Annotated in this window: 16 protein-coding genes; 6 read left to right on the forward strand and 10 right to left on the reverse strand. The window is 61.6% G+C overall.

Annotated features, from left to right (window positions below; translation table 11 throughout):
• Positions 1-283: 283 nt before the first annotated feature.
• Positions 284-1621, forward strand: coding sequence for a nucleotide sugar dehydrogenase (locus RL_RS30040; protein ID WP_011654809.1), 1338 nt, complete (start codon positions 284-286; stop codon positions 1619-1621).
• 376 nt (positions 1622-1997) lie between these two features.
• Positions 1998-2165: a tudor domain-containing protein gene (locus RL_RS40885; protein WP_326913089.1), complete on the forward strand. Its 168-nt coding sequence runs from the start codon at positions 1998-2000 to the stop codon at positions 2163-2165.
• 71 nt (positions 2166-2236) lie between these two features.
• Here the strand turns inward: RL_RS40885 and RL_RS30050 are convergent, their stop codons facing one another.
• Positions 2237-3463 (reverse strand): DUF3095 domain-containing protein, encoded by a 1227-nt coding sequence (locus RL_RS30050; protein WP_041936860.1) that lies wholly within the window; start codon positions 3461-3463, stop codon positions 2237-2239.
• A 173-nt stretch (positions 3464-3636) separates the two neighbouring features.
• Here RL_RS30050 and RL_RS30055 point away from each other — a divergent pair, with 173 nt between their 5' ends.
• A complete protein-coding gene (locus RL_RS30055; RefSeq protein ID WP_011654812.1) occupies positions 3637-4116 on the forward strand; it encodes a class I SAM-dependent methyltransferase in 480 nt (159 codons plus the stop codon).
• 68 nt (positions 4117-4184) lie between these two features.
• Here the strand turns inward: RL_RS30055 and RL_RS30060 are convergent, their stop codons facing one another.
• A complete protein-coding gene (locus tag RL_RS30060; protein WP_011654813.1) occupies positions 4185-5975 on the reverse strand; it encodes an ABC transporter ATP-binding protein in 1791 nt (596 codons plus the stop codon).
• Between the two features lie 345 nt (positions 5976-6320).
• Entirely contained in the window at positions 6321-6776 is a 456-nt protein-coding gene (locus RL_RS30065) for an Rrf2 family transcriptional regulator (RefSeq protein ID WP_011654814.1), read from the reverse strand.
• A gap of 131 nt (positions 6777-6907) precedes the next feature.
• On the opposite strand from RL_RS30065, the gene RL_RS30070 reads away from it, so the two are divergent.
• On the forward strand, positions 6908-7813 hold the full coding sequence (locus RL_RS30070) for an NAD(P)/FAD-dependent oxidoreductase (protein ID WP_011654815.1): 906 nt from the start codon (positions 6908-6910) through the stop codon (positions 7811-7813).
• Positions 7814-7866: 53 nt separating this feature from the next.
• Here the strand turns inward: RL_RS30070 and RL_RS30075 are convergent, their stop codons facing one another.
• From RL_RS30075 to RL_RS30090, 4 genes are all read right to left on the reverse strand, one after another.
• Positions 7867-8565 (reverse strand): RES family NAD+ phosphorylase, encoded by a 699-nt coding sequence (locus RL_RS30075; RefSeq protein ID WP_011654816.1) that lies wholly within the window; start codon positions 8563-8565, stop codon positions 7867-7869.
• Positions 8559-8972: an MbcA/ParS/Xre antitoxin family protein gene (locus RL_RS30080; RefSeq protein ID WP_011654817.1), complete on the reverse strand. Its 414-nt coding sequence runs from the start codon at positions 8970-8972 to the stop codon at positions 8559-8561. The genes RL_RS30075 and RL_RS30080 overlap by 7 nt, the downstream gene beginning before the upstream one ends.
• Before the next feature lie 458 nt (positions 8973-9430).
• The gene (locus RL_RS30085; RefSeq protein WP_011654818.1) at positions 9431-10309 is read right to left on the reverse strand and encodes an FkbM family methyltransferase; all 879 of its coding nucleotides are present in this window, start codon (positions 10307-10309) and stop codon (positions 9431-9433) included.
• On the reverse strand, positions 10309-12027 hold the full coding sequence (locus RL_RS30090) for an adenylate/guanylate cyclase domain-containing protein (protein WP_011654819.1): 1719 nt from the start codon (positions 12025-12027) through the stop codon (positions 10309-10311). Before RL_RS30090 ends, RL_RS30085 begins: the two co-directional genes overlap by 1 nt.
• Positions 12028-12206: 179 nt before the next feature.
• Between RL_RS30090 and RL_RS30095 the strand changes: the two genes are divergently transcribed.
• A complete protein-coding gene (locus RL_RS30095; protein ID WP_011654820.1) occupies positions 12207-13295 on the forward strand; it encodes a glycosyltransferase family 4 protein in 1089 nt (362 codons plus the stop codon).
• Entirely contained in the window at positions 13295-14047 is a 753-nt protein-coding gene (locus RL_RS30100) for a polysaccharide deacetylase family protein (protein ID WP_011654821.1), read from the forward strand. Before RL_RS30095 ends, RL_RS30100 begins: the two co-directional genes overlap by 1 nt.
• An 11-nt stretch (positions 14048-14058) precedes the next feature.
• Here RL_RS30100 and RL_RS30105 read toward each other — a convergent pair whose 3' ends face one another.
• The 3 genes from RL_RS30105 to RL_RS30115 all read right to left on the reverse strand — a co-directional run bounded on the left by RL_RS30105 (position 14059) and on the right by RL_RS30115 (position 16311).
• The gene (locus RL_RS30105; RefSeq protein WP_041936952.1) at positions 14059-14928 is read right to left on the reverse strand and encodes an alpha/beta fold hydrolase; all 870 of its coding nucleotides are present in this window, start codon (positions 14926-14928) and stop codon (positions 14059-14061) included.
• 23 nt (positions 14929-14951) lie between these two features.
• On the reverse strand, positions 14952-15326 hold the full coding sequence (locus RL_RS30110) for a GFA family protein (protein ID WP_011654823.1): 375 nt from the start codon (positions 15324-15326) through the stop codon (positions 14952-14954).
• A 154-nt stretch (positions 15327-15480) separates the two neighbouring features.
• Positions 15481-16311, reverse strand: coding sequence for an MBL fold metallo-hydrolase (locus tag RL_RS30115; protein WP_011654824.1), 831 nt, complete (start codon positions 16309-16311; stop codon positions 15481-15483).
• Positions 16312-16717: the final 406 nt, after the last annotated feature.

Raw genomic sequence — 16717 nt, forward strand, 5'->3', positions numbered from 1 at the left:
ACGGGTAGTCCTTTCGCGGTGGTTCATTATCAAAAGTCAAAATAGGGATGCTGCAAATGCGAAACAATGGGATGCGCATTTTTTTGTGCGCTCAAGTTGCAGCGAAGGGAGCGGCCTGAGTCATTTCGGCCACACCCGGTCGGCCACACCCGATAAGCATCGCAAGGGGGTCGCGGCTCTGTTTTTCAGCTCCTGTCGTTCGCGGAGAGACGGGGCCTGGGTTTAATTTGCCTGGAGCATGCATTAGATCAGCTTTCCCTGTTCCCGTTCGAAAGATCCCGCCTTGGCCATCTCCCCCTTCGATACGCTTTTGCAGAAGATCGAAACCCGCGCGGCCCGTGCCGGCATCATCGGCCTCGGTTATGTCGGCCTGCCGCTGGCGATGGCGGTGGCGCGCAGCGGCTTTGCGGTCACCGGCTTCGACATCGATGCCTCCAAGATGGTGGCTCTCGATGCCCGCCGCTCCTATATCGACGCGGTGAGCGACGAGGCGCTGTCGGCCGAGATCGATGCGGGCCGCTTCAAGGCGACAACCGATTTCGCCGGCCTTGGCGAGTGCGACGTCATCATCATCTGCGTGCCGACGCCGCTCACCAAGCATCGCGATCCCGATCTTTCCTTCGTCGAGGCGACGTCGCGCTCGATCGCCGCACATTTGCGCCCCGGTCAGCTCGTCGTGCTGGAATCGACCACCTATCCCGGCACGACCGACGACGTGGTGAAGGTCATTCTCGAAGGCACCGGGCTGAAATCCCGCTCGGACTTTTTCGTCGGCTTCTCGCCGGAGCGCGAGGATCCCGGCAACCAGCATTATCATACCGCCACCATTCCGAAGGTCGTCGCCGGCGACGGGCCCGAGGCGCTGGCGCTGATGAAGGCCTTCTATGGTGCGGCGGTATCATCGGTCGTTCCGGTCTCGTCGAATGCGACGGCCGAGGCCGTGAAGCTCACCGAAAACATCTTCCGCTCGGTCAACATCGCCCTCGTCAACGAGCTGAAGACCGTCTACGCGGCGATGGGCATCGACGTCTGGGAAGTGATCGACGCGGCCAAGACCAAGCCCTTCGGCTACATGCCCTTCTATCCCGGCCCCGGCCTTGGCGGCCATTGCATCCCGATCGATCCTTTCTACCTCACCTGGAAATCGCGCGAATACGAGCTCCCGACCCGTTTCATCGAGCTCGCCGGCGAGATCAATTCGGCAATGCCGCGTTATGTCGTCGGCAAGCTCGCCGAAGCGCTCGACATTCGCGCCGGCAAGGCGCTGAGCCGCAGCAGGGTGCTGGTGCTCGGGCTTGCCTACAAGAAGAACGTCGCCGATATCCGCGAGAGCCCGTCGCTGCGGCTGATCGAGATCATCGAGGAGCGTGGCGGACACGCGGATTACCATGATCCCTTCGTCGCCGAGATCCCGCCGACGCGCGAATACCAGGCGCTGAAGGGCCGCAAATCGGTGGCGCTGACGCCGGATGCCATTGCCGGCTACGATGCTGTGCTGGTCGCGACCGATCACGACAGGGTGGATTATGCGGCGCTCGCAAAAAGTGCCACGCTGATCGTCGACACCCGCAACGTCTTCAACCGGCTCGGCCTTTCGGCCGATCACGTCATCAAGGCATGACGGAAACGTTGCTGCATCATGCAGCAACTCGACGTGCTACGGCCTCTTATGCTGATCCGCGCAGCTTTTTGTTGTTAAGGCAGGTTTCATCCCTGCGCTTTAAGCTGCTGACCTTGCCACAACCATTTCGGGGGCGGATTGGGTGAGTTCTAAGGGAGGACGATCTTGAAGAGTTTTGTTGCTGCGGCTATCGCAATCGGTGTCATGTGCTCCTGCGCTTCTGTTGCATCTGCGCAGACGAAAGGCGACTGGGTTCTCGGAAACTACAAGGGGGCCGGTTATTGGTTCCCTGGCGTTATCGACAGTGCCTCGGGCGGGAAGGTCACGATCGATCCGATATGATGACGGCGATAAGGAAACTGTTTCCTTGAGCGACGTGCGTCCTTACGACTGGGTCATCGGCATGAAGGTCGAGTGCAACTACAAGGGTGCCGGCGATTGGTATGCAGGCAAGATCACCTCGCTTGGCGGCGAGAAGATTGGTATTGCCTACGATGACGGCGACAAGGAAACCACAAGAACCGGTCGCTGCCGTTCCCGATAAAGTCTTTGCCTGAACCAATGCGAGATCAGCCCGTCGCCGTCAAAGCGACGGGTTTGTTTTTCCTCCGACGATCACGTTTGATGCGGCGCTGTCGCAAGCACCTTGCCGGTCATCCGGCTTGCGGCCACCGCATAACCGCCGGCCGCGCCGTCGATGAAATGCATGTGATCGCGCGAGATCGGCGTCGGCACGAAGCAGGTCATCAGCGCCGAGGCCTGCCGATGCAGGCCGTAGCTGACAATGCCCTTGGCGCGTGCCGCTTCCAGTAGCGTCTCGATCCGTTTCAGATGTTCGGCGTCGACGTCGATCGTCATCTTCAGCCCGTCATCGAACTTGCGGAAATCGGAATTGCCGGCGACGTCGCGCTTGTAGCGGCGGGCGTCGAAGCGGCCGAGCGGAATGCCGAGCTTGAAGCACACGACGGTGATGGCAAGCTGCGTGAAGATGATGAGCTTCTGCCGCAATCGCCGGCCAGCCGGCGCGGTGGCCTTGGCTTCGCGGTTGATGCCGTGCAGCGAGAAGGCAAGGTTCGGACCATCCGCCGGTACCGGGTGGCTGTCCCGGTTCTGCTCGGTGGTGATGGCGACGATGCCGTTGACGAGGTCGCGGAATTCCTGTCCCGGCCGGCCTTCGCCCGGAACCGCGATGATCGAGACGATCTCGCCGTGCCTGGCGTCGATCGGGCTCCAGCGGCAGGAAAGGCCGGTGAGATCGGGGCGCGTTCCCGGGGCCGCGCGATCGATGCCGTAGCGGCCGAGCTTCATCTGTCTTTCTGCCCAGCTGGTGCCGCCGCCCCAGAACATCGCATAGGTGACATAAGGGCTTGCGGAGTAACGCGCGACGCGGACGTCGAGGCCCTCGGCGCGGGTGTCGGCGACCGGCACGATGGCGATGCGCAGCGTCAGGCCCAGATCCTCCTCGACCCAGACCTGCACGGCGGCAAGGGCGTCGCGCGCTGCCTTTTCCAGCGAGCCCGGAAGCGCGATCAGCGCGCCGTCGCCGCCGAAGACGAAGGGATAATCGCCCTTGTCGACGGAATTCAGCACCGCCGAAATGACGCTGGCGCCCGCCATGTTGACGTCCTTGTAGCGGCCGGCAGCGATCGCCGGCGTCGAGCCGACGATGTCGGCCAGCGCCAGCACCCATCCGTCCGGCAGCGGCCGGTAATTGGCGGCGTCGGTCACGCCCTCGAATTCGCTGAAGAGCGGCACTTCGGCAAAGAAATCTTCGTCGGTCACGGTTTTCATATCGTCCAGCTTAGCACAGACCCATGTCGCCACTGCAACGCCAATTCCCATTTACGGCGATCGACTTGGCAAGGTTTCATGTGTTAGAGCATTTCGTGCTTTTTCGGACGTACGGAAATGCGCTATCTTTTTGTTTTTACGCAATTCCGGACGCAAAACCGCTCTCGCACTTTTGCTGGAATTCCTCCAGGACCGCCGACGATTTCATGACGGATATAGATTAGATGAGCCGCCTCGACAGCTTCATTCGCCGGTTGACGGCTCAACGCGACATCTTGAACTCGATCATCGATCTGGTGGGGGAAACGCCAGGCCCGGTGCTGGAGTTCGGCCTCGGCAACGGCCGCACCTACGATCACCTGCGCGAGAACTTTCCCGGCAGGCGCATCGTCGCTTTCGACTGGGAAGTCCGTTCCTATTCGGCCTCGACACCGGAGGCGCAAGACATGGTGACCGGCAATATCCGCGAGTCCGGCCAGGCCTTCGTCGGCATCGGCGCGGCCCTTGCCCATGCCGATATCGGCACCGGTCATGACGAGATCGACGCGGTGACGCTGACCTGGCTGCCGCAGCTGATGGCCGGCGTGCTCGCCCATAACGGCATCGCCGTCAGCGGGCTGCCGCTGGAGCATCCCGAGCTGATGGCGCTGCCGCTGCCAGACGGCATCAAGGAAGGCCGCTATTTCCTGTATCGCAGGACGTAGCATCAGCAATTCAAAGTGCTACAGCGCCGCGGCTCTCGAAAAGACGCGCGGCGCTGTCGTGTTTCGCTTCACGCCACCAGACCCTTGGTCAGTTCCAGCGCCTGCCGTTCGAACAGCCGGCGATAGATACCGTTATTGAGCCTGATCAGCGCCTGGTGATCGCCTTCCTCGACGATCTTTCCCTTGTCGAAGACCAGCAGCCGGTCCAGCGCCCTTACCGTGGACAGCCGGTGGGCGATGACCAGCGTCGTGCGGCCGTTCATCAGGCGTTCCATGGCCTGCTGGATCTGCACCTCGCTCTCGCTGTCGAGGCTCGACGTCGCCTCGTCCAGGATCAGCACCGGTGCATCCGCCAGGAAGGCCCGGGCAATGGCCACACGCTGCCGCTCGCCGCCCGACAGCTTGACGCCGCGTTCCCCCACCATCGTCTCATAGCCCTTGGGAAGGTCCATGATGAAGTCGTGGGCACTCGCCTGTTTCGCCGCCTGCTCGATCTGGCGCCGCGAGGCGTTCGGCCGGCTATAGGCGATGTTTTCGGCCAGCGTGCGGTGGAACAGAATGGGCTCCTGCTGCACGATGGCGATCTGGCCGCGCAGGCTGGATTGCTTGACCGCCGCGATATCCTGTCCGTCGATGCGGATTTCGCCCGAGTTGACGTCATAGAGGCGTTGGATGAGCTTGACGAAGGTCGTCTTGCCCGAGCCCGAATGTCCGACCAGGCCGACGCGCTCACCCGGTTTGATGGTGACCGAGAAATCCTCATAAAGCGGTGTGGGATGCGCGCCATACTGGAAGGTGATGCGATCGAAGACGATCTCGCCCTCGCCAATCTCGATCGGCGTGGCGTTCGGCTTGTCCTCGATGCCGAGCGGCATCTTGTCGAGCAGCACCAGTTCCTCCATGTCGTTGACGGCCCGCTGCAGATTGCGGATGTCCTGGCCGACATTGCGCAGATAGCCTTGCAGGACGAAGAACATGGCCAGCACGAAGGTGATGTCGCCAGGCGTCGCCAGCCCCTGCCGCCACATGATCAAGCCCGTTCCCAAGATACCTGCCTGCATCGAAACCATCAGGAAGCCCTGGATCGTGCCGCTCAATGTGCCGCGCTTCCATGTCCGCCGCGTGCGGCTGTCCCATTTGGCGAGCACGTGGCCCAGTCGTACCTCTTCGCGGCTTTCAGCGCCGAAGGCCTTGACCACCGAGTTGCAGCTGATGGCATCCGCCAGTGCGCCGCCAAGTTTGGTGTCCCAGGCATTGGCAAGCCTTGCCGCCGGCGACACGAAGCCCATGGAAAGCGCCACGGTCACGCCGATATAGATCAGCGAGCCCGCAGCCACGATCAGGCCCATGATTGGCCAGTAGCTGCCGAGCACGATACTGGCGCCAACCAGCATGACGATGGACGGCAAAAGGGCGACCAGCAGCAGGTCATTGAGCTGGTCGAGTGCCCACATGCCGCGGGTGATCTTGCGCACCGTCGAACCGGCAAAGCTGTTGGCGTGCCAGTCGGTCGAGAACCGCTGCACCTTGTGGAAACCGTTATTCGTCACATCCGCCATGGTGCGCAGCGTCAGCCGGATGATGCCGTTGAAGATGAACCAGCGCAGCGCCACGCTGGTCAGGCCGAGAGCCACGACGACGACAAAGGCGCGCAGCGCCCGGTCAGCCGCATTGCTGCCGGCAATGGCATCGACGATCTGGCCGGAAAAAACCGGCACCATGACTTCGGCCAGCGTGCTGGCAATGACCAGCACGATGATAATGCCCACCAATACAGGCCGATGGCGCCAATGATGGAAAACAAAGCCGAGCACATGGCGATAGGCATCGGCGCGGAAATCGAGCTTCTTGCGAGTCATTTTAATCGCTCGGCGCCGTGTCGGCGACCGGTCCTCAAAATCGAGAGTTGGATGGCACAGCCCAAGCGGGAGACGAAATGATCGCGTCAGATCAATCGGGCTATGAATTAAGGGAAAACCGCATGTCGGGCGCGCTTAAGGCGGGCCGCGAATGGAAATGACCTAGTGTCGGGACATTCCGCACGGGAAGGTTTCGATGATTGCTGGTGTCATGCAACGCCTCCCTTATGTTCGAACTAAAGCGGTGAGCGTTTTGTACCGAAGCAATTCGATATTGCCAAGCGGATATTTGCAACCTTACGGAAAGTGATGCGGAAACGACACACCTTGTGAGCTTGCGACCGCTCAGGAGGCGCAGGAATAGGATGTGGCCGGGCGTGCGGTCAGTTTCGCCTCGAAGTCGGCCGCGATTTTGTCCAGCGTCACGCTGTCCAACCGCCGCAGGAGCAGGGCCTGGGCTTCTTTCATCGCGTCGCCGAGGGCGACATTCACCGCCTGTTCCACCAGGCATTGCGGCTGGTCGTCGGCCGGGCCGATGGCGAAGAGATGCGGTTCGCCGATGGCGTTATAGACGTCGAGCAGGGTGATGTCGGACAAGGGACGCACCAGCGTCCAGCCGCCGCCATGGCCCTTTTCGGAGCGGACGTAGCCCTGTTCGCGAAGGCCGGCCATGGTGCGGCGGACGACGACGGGATTGGTGTTCAGCATCTTTGCAATCATGTCGGAGGTCGCCGAATGCTGGTGCTTATCCATGTGGATCAGCACGTGCAGCATGCGTGAAAGGCGGCTGTCATTGCGCATGGCTCTCTTCCTGTCGATCGGACGGGTCATTATCGCAAAGGGATCGTAACAAGACAAGTAACATGATGCTTGACGCCGTTGGTTCATGTAACTTATGTTGAGTCATGAGTTCAATATCAAGGAAGAGTTCCATGTCGTTCGAAGCCATCATCATCGGCGGAAACTTCGCCGGCCTTTCGGCAGCGATGCAGCTGGCCCGGGCACGGCGGCGGGTTCTGCTCGTCGATGCCGGTGCGCCGCGCAATCGTTTTTCTGAAGCCTCGCACGGGTTCCTCGGCCAGGACGGCCAGACGCCGGCGGCGATCATGCGGGAGGGAAAACGGCAGCTTTCGCTTTATCCGACCATCACCATCCGCGAGGGGAAAGTCATCCGCGCGCACAGCGATGGTGATGCCTTCATCGTCGGCACCGAAGACGGCAGCGAAGAACGAGCCGCGCGCATCGTGCTCGCAACCGGCGTCAGCGACACGCTGCCCGAAATCCCCGGCCTCAAGGAGCGATGGGGCCGCTCCGCGCTGCACTGCCCCTATTGCCACGGTTTTGAGGTCGGCGGCGGCAAGCTCGGCGTTCTCGCAAACCATCCGCATTCGGCCCATTCGGCCATGATGATCCCGGACTGGGGCGCGACGACCTTTTTCACCCAGGCGCTGTTCGAGCCCGATGAAGAGCAGTTGGTAAAGTTGACGGCCCGTGGCGTCCGGATCGAGCGCAGCCCTATCGTCGAATTGTTGGGCGACGGTCCGAAGCTTGAGGCCGTTCGCCTCGCCGATGGCCGCGTCGTGCCGCTCGATGCCGTGTTTGTCGCGCCGAAAACGGCGATGGCGAGCCCGATTGCCGAACAGCTCGGCTGCGCCTTCGACGACGGCCCGTTCGGGCCAATCATTCGGATCGCCGATAACAAGGAAACCACCGTCAAGGGTGTCTTTGCCGCCGGCGATGCGGCAAGCGCCATGCACAATGCCACGCTCGCCTCCGCCTCAGGCGTGCTCGCCGGCGTGCAATGCCATCAATCGCTTGTCATGCAGTCGGTCGCATAGGGCGCAAACATCACGTTAAGCGGGCCGCTGGGGCAATTGCCACAAGCCACCGCTTAAGTTACCGCCAGTACCGCCCCGGTGTCGTACTGACGCACGAAATCGACCCGCATGCCGTTCCAGTGATAGCAGTAATGCCGCCCTTGAACAGGAATGGTTATGGCGTCCGGCCAGAAAATGCCGATACAACGTTGACCGGGCATTCGAACGCTGTTCCACAAGAGACCATCGCTTCCCGCTGCACGAAGTCCGCGTCCCGCAATCTGGGAAGCGGTGTAATCGTCCGGATGCAGGGCGCCAGGCACCGCGTTCACGTCGTCTAGTCCTCGGTCCACGCTGCCCACCAGGACACGAAAGTCCGATGTCCACCCCGGACGCTGGGGCGTTGAGCTCATGAACTTCTGATGGTGATGGATCGTTTCGGCGACAGCGACTTCTTCACTGTCGCCTGCATAGTAGATACCATAGCTTCCGTCCGTGAAGCGTCCCGGCCGCCCCGTTGAGCAATGGACGAATGGGGCCATTACATAACTAGCGCCGGTGCCCGAAACGCGACGGTTCGCGGGCACCTTTCCAAGATCGCCCACCTCAAATCGAATGCGCGGATTCGTTTTCGCCTCGACGGCCACAAGGGCCTCCCAGTCGCGGGGGTCGGCGATGTCCTCGAACAAATCGATTGGCGGGTAGATCGATCTAATGATGCGGTAGGTTTTAGGCCACTGTACGTGGGAGCGGACAGCAAGGCCACTTACCATGCGCTCCGCTCCGCATCGAGCCATTCACGCATCACGGCAAGATCAGAAAGCTCGCCCTGAAGCATCACGTCCAGCGCCGACTTGCCGCCAAAGGCCGTATTAGGTGCTTTGATCCACTCATATCCCCTTGATGTGTCCTTAAACAGATGTCGCAGCCCCTTGTGGATACCCATCAGGTGAGCCATCCGCATTTTCAGGTCCCGATCGACACGTCCCACCTTGCCTTCTTTCCACCGTGCCCATGTGCGGGCTGACAAACCTCCGAGCAAGGTGCAAGCCTGGGCCTCCGTGAGCTTCCAGGCGTTGAAGAGGTTTACCGTCGTGCGGGCGAGCGCCCCTGCTTCCGCATCGGTGATTTCAGCCGATGTTCTGTTAAAGGGAGTCGAAGCAACAGGTTGAAGCAGCATGGCATCCTCTCTTGTTGGCAGAAAGATAGCATATTACTGCCAATTGGCAAGTCCAATTCTCCTTAAACGACCGCATCAAATGGCCAGCAAAAAGACTGGCCGAACGCTCAAGCGTTCGCTTCATCTCATGGCCTCAAGAGGCTGGTTGTGAATGCGGCGCGTGATGAGGTGGGTGTCACCAGGCGCTCGGATGGATCACTATTGACGCCGGGGCGTGACCATCCGCTGCTGATCAAAATATGGTCGTTAGGATGCTTTCGTATCCAGTCGCTGGCCGGGCACCCTTTGAGCAAGTTTTCCGCGTGGAACGCCTGGCGAGACCAAATATCGTGTGCATTTCGCGATCAAAAATCCAGGGCGGGTCGCGCAAAAGCGTTACTTGGACTTCGCGATTATGAAAATGCGCAAAATCGATGACCTAAAGCGCGGCAAGCGACTCTGAAAGATTGTGATCCACTTCAAGGCAGGAACAGCACGTTGTACTGATCGAAATCGACCGGCAGGTCGCGAACCTTCATCTCCTCCTCGCGGTCCTCGAAGAGGACGAGGCAGTCCTCGTAGAAGCCGGACAGCATCGATATGAAGGCTTTGGTTCCTTCCGGGCCGTAGAAGAGCGGCGTGAACTCCATGTGGAGCGGCACGCGGCGGGCAAGCAGCGGCTGCATCGAGCGGCAGGCGACCGGCTCGTAGCCCTCGATATCCATCCAGACGAGGCCGATTGCGGCCGGGTCGACCGAAAGTCCGGCAAGGATCTCTGAAACCGGCTTCACCGGCACGCTGATCTTCCTGTCTGTCGGGCTTTGGCGGATAGCGCTGCTCTTGCCGTGATTGTCGAGGTTGAGGAAAAAGTCGATCTCGCCTTCGTGCTCGCCGGCGGCGCAATTGACGAGGCGGACCTTCTCCTCCAGCCGATTCTGGCGAATATTGAGGGCAAGCAGCGGGAAATTGCGCGGGTCGGGCTCGATGCTGACGATCTTGATGTAGGTGTCGCTGAGGGCGAAATAGACGGTCTGGGTGCCGATATTGCCGCCGATCTCGAGCAGCGTGGCGTCCTTTCGCAAGAGGCCGCGCTCGCGCAGGATGACGATCAGCCGGTCGACGGCCTCGCGCTCGAAATGGCCCTTCCGGAAGACCTTGCGGCCGATGTAGTCGGCGGGAGAGAAGGTCATCAGGTGGTCGCCGGCATCGACCGTCATCGAGATGACGCGCGAGCCGATATTCTCGATCAGCAGGCGGCGGCCGAAGCGGGTGTCGAAGAAGCGCGAAGCGGCGGCATTGCGCGCCTTGTGCAGCCGGCGGCTCCAGTATTTGGCGGTCAGCCAGGGCTTGTCGGGCATCAGGCTTTTCCTTCAAGCGGTTCTGCCGCTTTCTCTCTCGGAATGACGTAGACTTTCAAGGGCAGGGCCCGGCCGCGCACACTGATTTCACGGCTTTCGATGCCGGAAAGATTAGCACCCGAAAGGTTCGCCACCGGTTCGGAGATGACGATCGCCGCTTCGAACTCCTTTGCAGCGCTTTCCAACCGGCTCGCGACATTCACGGTATCGCCGATCGCCGTCATGCTGCGCACCCGGCCGTATCCCATCGTGCCGACGACGGCCGGGCCGGTGTGAATGCCGATCGCGATGCGCAGCGGCAGCGCCAGTTCGTCGGCCAGCTCGGCGGCGAGTTTCTCGATCTCGGCGACGATCGCTGCTGCCGCGTTGAGCGCCTGGCGGCAGGCTTCCTCCGGTGCGGTGTTGAGCCCGAAGAGCGCCATGGCGCCGTCGCCGATGAACTTGTCGAGCCGTCCGCCCGACTGCTCCACTGCCTTGCCGATGATGGCGAAATAGCGGTTCAGCAGGAAGACGACATCGAAGGGCAGGCGGGTTTCCGTCAGCGTGGTGAAATGGCGGATATCGACGAAGAGCACGGCGATCTCGCGCTCGCGCCCGGGGCTCGTCTCCTGGCTGTTGGCAGGAAGGGCTGCCTCGATCGCCGGCACGAGAAGCGGCGCGACGGCAACGTTGCGGTTCGGGCGAAGCTGGCAGGCGAGCCGGACATCCGGGCCGGCATTGATGCGCCTCAGCGTCGTCTGTTCCATCTTGTCGGGGGCAGGCAGGCTTTCGTAATCGCCAAGGATCTGCACGCGGCAGGTGGAGCACTGGCCCTTGCCGCCGCAGACGGCATAATGCGGCAGGCCGCCGAGCCGGCTTGCCTCCAGCACCGAGAAGCCGCGCGGCACACGGATCACCTCGCCGCCCGGATAATTCACGGCGACCTGGTCAAGCCGCTCCTTCAGCTTGCGCCGGGCGCGGGCGACGACGACGATGAGCAGCGAGGCCGAGAAGGCGCCGTAGAGCCCGGCGCGGATCATGGCGACCTGACGGTGAACTTCCGGGTTCGAGGCGTAACGGGTGTTGACGCCCTCCTTGTAAGCGCTGACCGTCATTGACTGCTGGTAGGAAGGGTCGGCGAGCGTCCGGCCCATTTCGACGAAGCCGAGCAGCGCGAGCACCGGCACGAGGATGGCGAGCGCCAGCATGAGCGGTGCGAAGTCCGGGTACCAGGAGCGGTAGCGAAGCCAGAAATGGATACCGATGCAGCCGTGGATCCAGACGGCGACGACGGCGAGCGCCTGCCGCGCGCCGTTCGCCGGAGACCTGATCCACAGCGAACCGACGACCGTTTCGTAGTCGTCGATATAGCCATAGAACTCGTGGGCGATGCGCGTGCCGATGACATGATCGAGGAGAAGCAGCGGGATCATCAGGCCGAGCACGATCTGCGCCATTTCTCCCTTCGGCATGACGAGGCTGCGGCGCATATAGATGGCGCGCAGCACCAGCGCGATATGGATGAGCACCGACGAATAGAAGATGGCGGTCCCCAGAGGATTGCGCCAGATCGCCAGAAAGAGATGGGCGGCTTTATCGGCGGCGGCGACGGAGATCAGGCCAATCGCATGGTTCGACAAATGCAGCACGACGAAGATGAAAATGACGAGGCCGGAACCGAGCCTCGCCCTTCTGATCGTACGTTCCGAAAAAATCCCTGTGGCCGAGACCGTCGTCATTCATTCCCGTTCTTGTCGATGTAACCGCAGGCCCATAGAGATTGGGAAAGAGGCGGAATTGCTTCGATCGCGATCACATTCCATATGCTTATGCGCAAGTTTTCGGCAAAGGGACAATAGCGGAATTTTCCCGACAGGCGCGAAAGTTGTAAACAGTGTGTCTTACCTGAGGTGTGCAAATGCGGGTGGCTTTCTACGCGCCGATGAAATCGCCGAACCATCCGGTGCCGTCGGGCGACCGGCTGATGGCGCGGCTGCTGATCCGGGCGCTGGAGCTTGGCGGGCATCAGGTCGACGTCGCTTCCGAATTCCGCACCCATGTCTCGACACCGGAGGCGGCAGCCGCGCTCGAACCCGTAATCGGCGCCGAGCTGGAGCGGCTGCGGCTGAGATGGAAGGTCGGACCGCGGCCGGAGCTCTGGTTCTGCTATCACCCCTATTATAAATCGCCGGATCCCTTCGGGCCGGCGATATCCGCCGAATTCGCCATTCCCTATGTCACCGCCGAAGCCTCCTATGCGGCAAAACGCGACCGAACCGGCTGGGCAACATCACAGAAGCTGGTGGGCGAGGCGATCATGCGGGCGGCGGTCAATATCAGCTTCACCGAGCGTGACCAGGCTGGGCTTGCCGCCGCCTTTCCGCAGGCGCGCCTTGCCCGGCTGAAACCCTTCATCGACACGGTGCTGTTCGAGAAGATGTCGCCGGCGCCCGATCCGCGCCGGCTGATGACGGTCGCGATGATGCGGGCCGGCGACAAGATGGACAGTTATGCGATGCTTGCGAAAGCATTGCGGCTGATCGAAGACCGGCCGTGGAGGCTTGCCGTCATCGGCGATGGTCCGATGCGCCAAGAGGTGCAGGCGCTGTTTGCTGGCCTTCCCGGCCGCATCGAATGGCTGGGCGAGCGCAATGCCGTCGAGATCGCCGAACTGCTCGGGCGCGGCGGCGTCTATGTCTGGCCCGGATGCGGTGAGGCCTATGGCCTTGCCTATCTGGAGGCCCAGGCCGCCGGCCTGCCCGTTGTCGCGCAGGAAACGGCAGGCGTGCCAGCGGTTGTCGAGGCTGGCGTGACCGGCCTGCTGACGCCGGATGGCGATGTCGCTGCCTATGCCGAGGCCGTGGCTGCCTTGCTTGACGACAGGCAGAGGCGTGACGCCATGGGACAGGCGGCGCGGCGCTTCGTGCTCGGCGAACGCTCGCTTGCGACGGCGGCGCAGATATTGAACGGAATTTTGCGCGACAGCGCAGCAACAGGAGTGACGTGATGACCGACGGGATAGCCTGGGACCCCCTGCGCCGCGAGCTTGACCGCTGGCAGGCTGCCGGCCGCGTGGCGCGGTTCTGGCTGCGCGATGACGACGCCGTCGAGCCGACGCAGGCGCTGGAGACGTTGATGACGCTGGCGGATCAAAGCGAGGTTCCGCTGACACTCGCCGTCATTCCCGGCCTGACCGGCGAGGCATTGGCCGCGCGGCTGGCGGAGGAAGCAGCCGTCGCTGTCGCGGTGCATGGCTGGTCTCATACGAACCATGCGGGGCCGGAGGCGAAGAAGCAGGAACTCGGCGGCGACCGGCCGGCAGATGTCGTGCTCGGCGAGTTGGGTGAAGGGTTCCGGCTGCTGGAGCGGCTGCATCCGGCCCGCTTCCTGCCGGTGCTGGTGCCGCCGTGGAACCGGATCGACGCGGCCCTCATCCCGGCGTTGCCGGCGCTCGGATTTGCAGCCCTTTCGGTCTACGGGCGGGCAAAGCAGGACGGCCCGATGCCGCTCCTCAACGCCCATGTCGATATCATCGACTGGCATGGCACGCGCGGCGGACGAAGCGAGGCGGACCTGGTGGCCGAGCTGGTGGCCGAGCTTCGCCACCGGTTTGCCGGCAGCGACGAGCCTGTCGGCGTGCTCACCCACCATCTGGTGCATGATGCAGCCGCGTGGGACTTCCTGTCGGCCTTGTTTGCAGTGACGGGCCGGCATCCCGGGGTCCGCTGGTCGCCGGCGTCGGAACTGCTAGGGCCTTAGACATTGCCCGATCAGGCGGCGTGAACGCGTCCGAGGAACTCGCGTATGAGTGCTACGACGTCATCGAGATGCGTCTCGAGCAGCCAGTGGCCGCCGCCGAGCAGATGGAGTTCGGCATCCGGCAGATCGCGCAGATAGGCCCGAGCCGACTTTTCCGGCATGTAGTGGTCGTTCGGACCCCAGACGATCAAGGTCGGCGGCCGGTATTCGCTGAGGTATTTGCGGTGTTCCGGAAACCAGGCCCGGTTCTCCTTCAGCCCGGCGATGAGGTCCATGGCGATTTCCTTGCGCCGCGGCGTGATCAGCGACCAATGCAGCTTCCAGAGATCGGGCGGGATCGTATCGGCCAAAGCAGGCGGCAGATCGTTGAGGAATTCCTCCTTGAAATTCTCCTCGCTGATTGCCTCCGCCAGCACCTTCCTCATCTCCGATCTCGGAAGCGTCCATGTCGCCTCGATATCCGCATATTTCGGTCCGAGGGCATCTTCATAGGGGATATCGCCATTCTGGATGATCAGCGCCACGATGCGCCGAGGGTCTTTGATTGCCAATCGCGCACCGATAGGAGACCCGAAGTCGTGGAGGTAGAGGACAAACCGATCGACATGCATCGCATCGACGAAGGCCTTCAGCCAGGCGGCATATCCATCGAAGCTGTAGTCGAAATCATCAGGCGTGCCGCTATAGCCCGCACCCGGGAAATCCGGCGCAATCAGGCGCCAACGGTCGGCAAGGCGCGGCATGAGATTGCGAAATTCATAGGATGAGCAGGGATATCCGTGCGGCAGCAACAAGACCGGCGCATCTTCCCGGCCGGCCTCGCGGTAAAAAGTCTCGACGCCTGCAACCGTCATCCAGCGATGTCGGACGAGAGTGACCATCGGGAGCTCCTCGGAACCGTTCTTCACTTTCGGTCTTCGTCATACTGCTTGGCGCCTTCCACCGGTCGCAGCCACGGTTCGCGCCGTTTGACCCAGAGTTCGTAGCTCGGTACCAGAGGCGTCGGCGCCTCGGAGAGGATGCCAAGCTTGATTTCCGCCTCCCGGTCATCGGCGGAAAACAAGCGCGAACCGCAACCGGTGCAGAAATGCCGACCTTGGAACGCGCCAGTTTCCCCTGAATGTTCGAATTGGCCGGCGGGCCAGATCCCATAGAAGGTAAAGGCCGAACCGCTTTCCTGCCTGCAGTCCGTGCAATGACAGATCCCAACGCGTAAGGGCTCGCCCCGGACAGAAATGCGCACCTGCCCGCAGAGACACTTTCCGGAAAGCACGGTCATGACGAATCCCTGTTTCGTTGATTTTGCGCTGCGGGGAAAACGGTCCGGCCCAGCATCTGTTCCGTCGTGGCGTCGCAGGGCTGCTCAGTTCGATTGACAGGCTCTCTGTCGAAGAGCTTCGGACTGGAAGATGAAGGCGGCTTCAGCGGACCTGCTAGATCACCACGATCTGATTGTCGCGGGCGGCAAAGGATTCGGGGAAGGCGGCCTGCGCCTGCGCTTCCATCTCCGCCAGCTGTTCGTCCGTGCGGGAAGGGGCGTGATGGAACAGCGCGAAGCGCTTGGTACCCGCCATTTTCGCAAGCTCGGTGCCATGCTGCCAGGTCGAATGGCCGAAGCCCTTGAAGCGCTGCATCTCGTCTTCGTTGTAGGTGCAGTCGTAGACGACGAGGTCGGCGTCCCGCATCATCTCCAGCGAGACCGGATCATAGCTGCCGGGATTATGCTCGATGTCATAGACGAGAGCGACCGAACGGCCCTGCCATTCGATGCGGTAGCCGATGGCGCCGCCCGGATGGTTCAGCATGAAGGTCTTGATCTCGATGCCCGCGTGCGGGGTCAGCACCTGACCGGCATGGAAATCGCGGAAGTTCATCGTCGCCTGACAGATGTCGGTCTTGACGGGAAACCAGGGCGGGCTGATGAACTGCTCGACCATTTCCCGCGTGCTCATCTTGCCATCGAGATGGCCCGACCAGATGTTGACGTTGATCGAAGGATAATAGATCGCCTTGAAGAAGGGCAGGCCGATGATGTGGTCGTAATGGCAGTGGCTGAAGAACAGGTCGACGTCGCTGACGCCGTCGGCGAGCATAGACAGCCCGGCCTCGCGCAGGCCCGAACCCGCGTCGAAGATCATCCGATGTTTTCCGCAGCGAATTTCGATGCAGGAAGTGTTACCGCCGTAGCGATCGAACTCGGGGCCTGACACGGGAATACTGCCGCGGACGCCCCAAAATTTTATTTGAAACAAATCTGTCGTCATCGTTCTTCAAACCGGCCTTCCCGCATCGCCATCGTAGTCATAGTTCGTCTCTATGCGAAGCAGCAGAATTCCACGGGTTTGTCTGTTCCCCTTTGTATTCTCCTACCCGCTAGCGGAAGAAGAAGTAGATTTTCCTAAGCAATCGGCTTTCGGCTCGGAAAGCAACCCGGTATGGTTGGTTTTCGGTAAACAGGCTGCTGAGGGCAGGGGACATTTTCCCGTAAGTCATGCCCTATTAGATGGTTGCGCGCGATTGAAAAAACAATTGCCGCCCTGTTGAGCCGAAAATCAAGCTTTAAAAGCGGCACGGAAAGCCGCGCCGAAGAGCCTGGCCTAAACGAGATGTGGCGCGTGTATTGTCGTCAGCCCTGCTCGCCCGGTTCTCCGGGGAAACCGCCATCATATG

It is taken from the genome of Rhizobium johnstonii 3841 (assembly GCF_000009265.1).
GTDB lineage: Bacteria > Pseudomonadota > Alphaproteobacteria > Rhizobiales > Rhizobiaceae > Rhizobium > Rhizobium acaciae.